Origin of the sequence: Leptospira limi (genome assembly GCF_026151395.1) — a bacterium.
GTDB lineage: Bacteria > Spirochaetota > Leptospiria > Leptospirales > Leptospiraceae > Leptospira_A > Leptospira_A limi.
The window spans coordinates 1-4,289 of record NZ_JAMQPV010000010.1 but is presented as its reverse complement, the minus strand read 5'-3'; the positions used below and the strand labels follow the sequence as shown (position 1 = coordinate 4,289).

1 protein-coding gene is annotated in these 4,289 nt (G+C 41.1%); it reads left to right on the top strand.

Annotation, left to right across the window (positions count from 1 at the left end; all coding sequences use genetic code 11):
* The coding region (locus ND812_RS18290; RefSeq protein ID WP_265376749.1) for a TIGR04388 family protein at positions 1-4,289 on the top strand (4,289 nt) is incomplete at both ends.

Below are 4,289 nucleotides of genomic sequence, written 5' to 3'. Positions count from 1 at the left end.
CAACGTTTACAAAGTGAAATCCAGGCAGCAGCGAACAGTTGGTCACAAAACTTTAATTTGAATTTCCAACAAGGGATCAATGATTTTACAACAGCCTTTGGAAATATAGAGAGCAATTATCAGAATTTACTAAACTCAATAGATGCAAATGACCAAGCCTTCCAAGCCAACCTAAACGCGATTAATGAATACAAAAGTTTTGTGAAGGATAGCATCCGCTCTGTGATCACGAGCTTCGAAGAGGAACTCGCTAAGTCATGTGCGGAGCGATATGGCTGCGTATACAGGGATTCAAATAATAATTTGAACCAGGCGGGGCAGAAGCTACAAAGCTTAGTGGATTTAATCAAACCGAAGCTAAATGATAACACGTTAAATCCAACGATGGAATTGACATTGTTTTCTCAGCAGATGCGAGATTTTTTATCGGACCAACAAATCGGAGCAGATTCGGAGTTTAATAAGTATAATCCTTGGGTAACATCACTCCAAACAAATCCATTTGTGCAGTATGTTCTTTCTGATAATGCATATGATAGCGGTTATCAATATTCCAGCGGAACAAAAGCGAATTTAGAGTCATCGGTAAGGTATGGTGGGTTTGATTATTGGTCAAGTGTGACGACTGCGAGTTGGTGGACAGGGGAAGGAGACAATAATTGGCAATTATTGAGCCTTGTCGATGCCCTACAAAAGGATTATAACAATCAGGATTCAAGTTATACGCAACTTAGTAATGTTCTTCGAGGATTCCTTGGACCTGGAAAAGAGTTAACCCAAATTCACTTAGCAAATGCTTTTGCAAGAGATATCGAACAGAGAAATAATGCAAAAATTTTAGGATTCCAACTTGCTTACTTAGATCGCAGTGGAACTGAAGGAAATATGTTAGCAGGTGCTAACAACTATGCTTTTTTTGGACTTCCAGGACAAACAGGCTGGAACCAATGGGCAGCGCTACGATGTGCTCTTGGTGTCGGTTGTATAGTGGATCAACACCAAATGGATAGTGTGGCACTTGCAATTTCTTACAGTGTGAAAGACGTAGCGATTGAATCGCAGGCGAATTATTGGCAAGGTATAGACTCATCTATGCAAGGTCAGGTGGGAAAATATAATACTGAGATTTTACCAGCAGTACAAAATTGGGAAGCCCAAGTAGCGAACTATGACAAATTTTATACGGAATGGAAGGCACAAGCTCAAATAGCAAAGGACAAGGCACAAGCAGATTACGAGGCATCTTTAGCATCTCTAGAAGCAGAGAGACAAGCGTGGATAGCAAATTCACAAAATGAATATAGAGACGGGTACCTCCAATGGTCAGAGTTAAGTGCCAATGCTCAGTCAGGTAAAGCAGCACTAACAGACGTAAGAACAGAGATCCGAGCTATTTCGACAGGAAGTAATGCATCAGTAACTAGACCCGTGGGACTAAGCACACTCGTGGATAGTTTTACCACAAAGATAGAGAGTATCGCGAATCAGGGATTTACATTCACGGACCAACCAGTTGATTCCTTTTTGAATGCAACGACAAGATTGCAAGCAGGGGAGTCGAACACAGGAAGTTACACCTTACTTGGAGCGTTCAATCAGAAGTCAGTTAGCACGAGTTTGGAGATTGGAGGAAAGGAATTTAGTTCCATTATCCAAGGGACAACTACAGGTATCTACCAATACTCACAGTTAATATCTGTAAATGATAGCAACAGGGAACTTGCATTCCGAGAGCAAGAGAAGATGCTGAATCGCAACAGTTGGAATATAGAGTATTCGTCAGTAGAGATTGGAACGATGGTAGATGGCCAGTATAAAGATACAGGCTTAAACGACGAAGCAGCAATCAATAGAATCTTAAAAGAATTAACCAACAGCGCCAGATACCAATTGGAGATGGAGAAGTGCCAGGCCAAAGCGGATCCAAAAAAAGATTGTTTCTCTGATGTTGTTCATAAGGGAAGACTCGATGAGTTGAGTAGTTTGGGTTATGAATACAAGGAAGGTAAGGTAGTTAGGAAACTTGATCGATCGGAAGAGATCAAGTTAGGGATCTTTAAAGATTATGAGAGTTTGAGTCAGGCAGAGAAGGAACAATTTGGAAGTTGTTATGAAGATCCTGCGAAGTGTATGACATCAAATGGAAAGAATTTACTACGCAAAGATTTTGATTATACGATCGATAAGCAGACGAATGTAGCAACTTTAACGCGTGTTATTAATAACGGACAAATATTACGCCGAGAAGGGGAAAACTTTTTTAACGGGACACAGGTAGAAACTAGAAAATTCAATCTAGCGCAGGTAATGTCTGTGATGGCACCTAAGGGCAAGGATTTGTTTGATACATGGGGACAATCTGATTGGGAAAATTTTAGCACTCAGTCCTCAGAAAAATTAAAAGCATTTTATGAAGTTGATTTAGTAGCAGTAAACAAAACGGCACAGAACGCAGTTACATCAATTCGCAAGATAGAAACATATAATGAGAAAAAATTCCAAACGACAGTGGATGGGATAAAGAGCCAGGAAGCCTTATTAAAAGAATTAGCATTAGCTTATTTGACCGGTGGAATGGCTGGTATGCAGGCAGCCATAAAGGGGAAAGTAGAGGATAAGATCAATTCTAGTTTAGCGGAAGCATTTATCCGAGCGACAGGTGGATCGATGGAAGACCTGCAAAGGATGTCTGATGCGTTCAGCTTTGTTCGTGGAAGGATCGAACAGAATAAGATCAAGGCTAGAGAGAATTACTACTCTGTGAATGATCTCGGTGGTAGTATAGAAAGAGCATTGAATAAAATGTTTAATCCGATAATTTCTATGTATACTCAATTGCCACTTTTTGGACCGATCTTAACAACTTTTACCGGAGTCGGACTTGCAATCACAAAAGAGATAGTAGGGGACAAACAGTATAATTCTACAATGGACCGGGTGACAGCAAGGAAGGACCGGCTTGTTGAGATCAAGGCTAACGAGCGTGCTATGGCAAAGAGTTATGTGGATAGAGCTATCTCTGAAGGAAGTGGAATCTCCCTAGAATTGGTAAGCCAACAAAGTACAGACTTTCTTGGAGCCAGAGATGCAGCACGGGTAAGAAAAGCAAACAATGCAAGATGGGGAGTGTTAGACCAAGCAGTTGGAGTAGTGGGTGGGATTGTTAAGACAGCCTTCAATGCGTTTGGTATGAAGGATAGAGACTTTGCGGCATCACTAAAGGATGCAAATCGGTTAATGTTTGCAGGTAATGTGAATACAACTTATGGAGAGAAAGCAGCACTTGCAGGAGCGAATCAATTATGGGGTATGTCTGGTCCTGGATTGTCTTACCAAACCAATGTATTGAAGTTAAGTGATAAAGAAGGAATTGCCAAAGAGTTAGGACAACAAGCTCTTGTGACTGCCATTGCCAAGGCACAAGGCTGGGATAAGGACATTGTAAACTCCATTGTACGAAAAGAATATGGAAAGTATGAACAAAGAAAGACAGATAAGAAAGTCCAAGCAGATGCCATACGAGATACTGCAAAACTGGCAGCTTCGTTTATATTACCAACTGGAATTGCTGCTCTTGCTGGGCAATTAGCTGGTGCAGCTGGACAAATAGGTGAAATTGCATCTCAAATTGCTAATTTTGCGGAGAAATCTGAAAAAGTTTTTAATGTCATTGTTCGTGGGGCAGTACAAGTCGTAGACGGATCCAGAAATGGAATCGATGGGATAGCTGCTGGAGCAGGGAATGCTGTGTTAGGTTATTTGGGAGCAACAGGCACATTTGATTTTGGTACTGATATGGGAATATTTTCCCAATCCGCAGTAGGACTAGGAATTAGCTACGACAAAGATCGTGGTTATGGTGGGATGATTGGAATTGGAAATAGTACGACCAATGCAAGTGTTGGATTCTACCAACATGGAGCTACCACATTAGATGCAAGTTATGGATGGACTAAAGATTCCCAAGTTACTCTTTCTCATAGTGAAGGATCTACCCAAATTGGACTTAATTACAATGAAGGGCGTGGGCCGAGAGAAGGGTTCAACTATAGCTTGAATTATGATATCCAACAAGGGATGGCATCAGCTGGAGCAAGTTATACAATCCCTGGTCAAGGAAATTGGTATAACAAGGCAGGGTTAAACTTAAACCTGGACCGCAACGGACTCACAAGTTCTGTCCAATATGATGGTGTGAATATAGCTTCTATGGGACCTGCAGGGTTCAGCATGCAAGAATTTGACTGGGCTATGCTCAACATAAATGAAGCACAAGATAGACAAAAGTT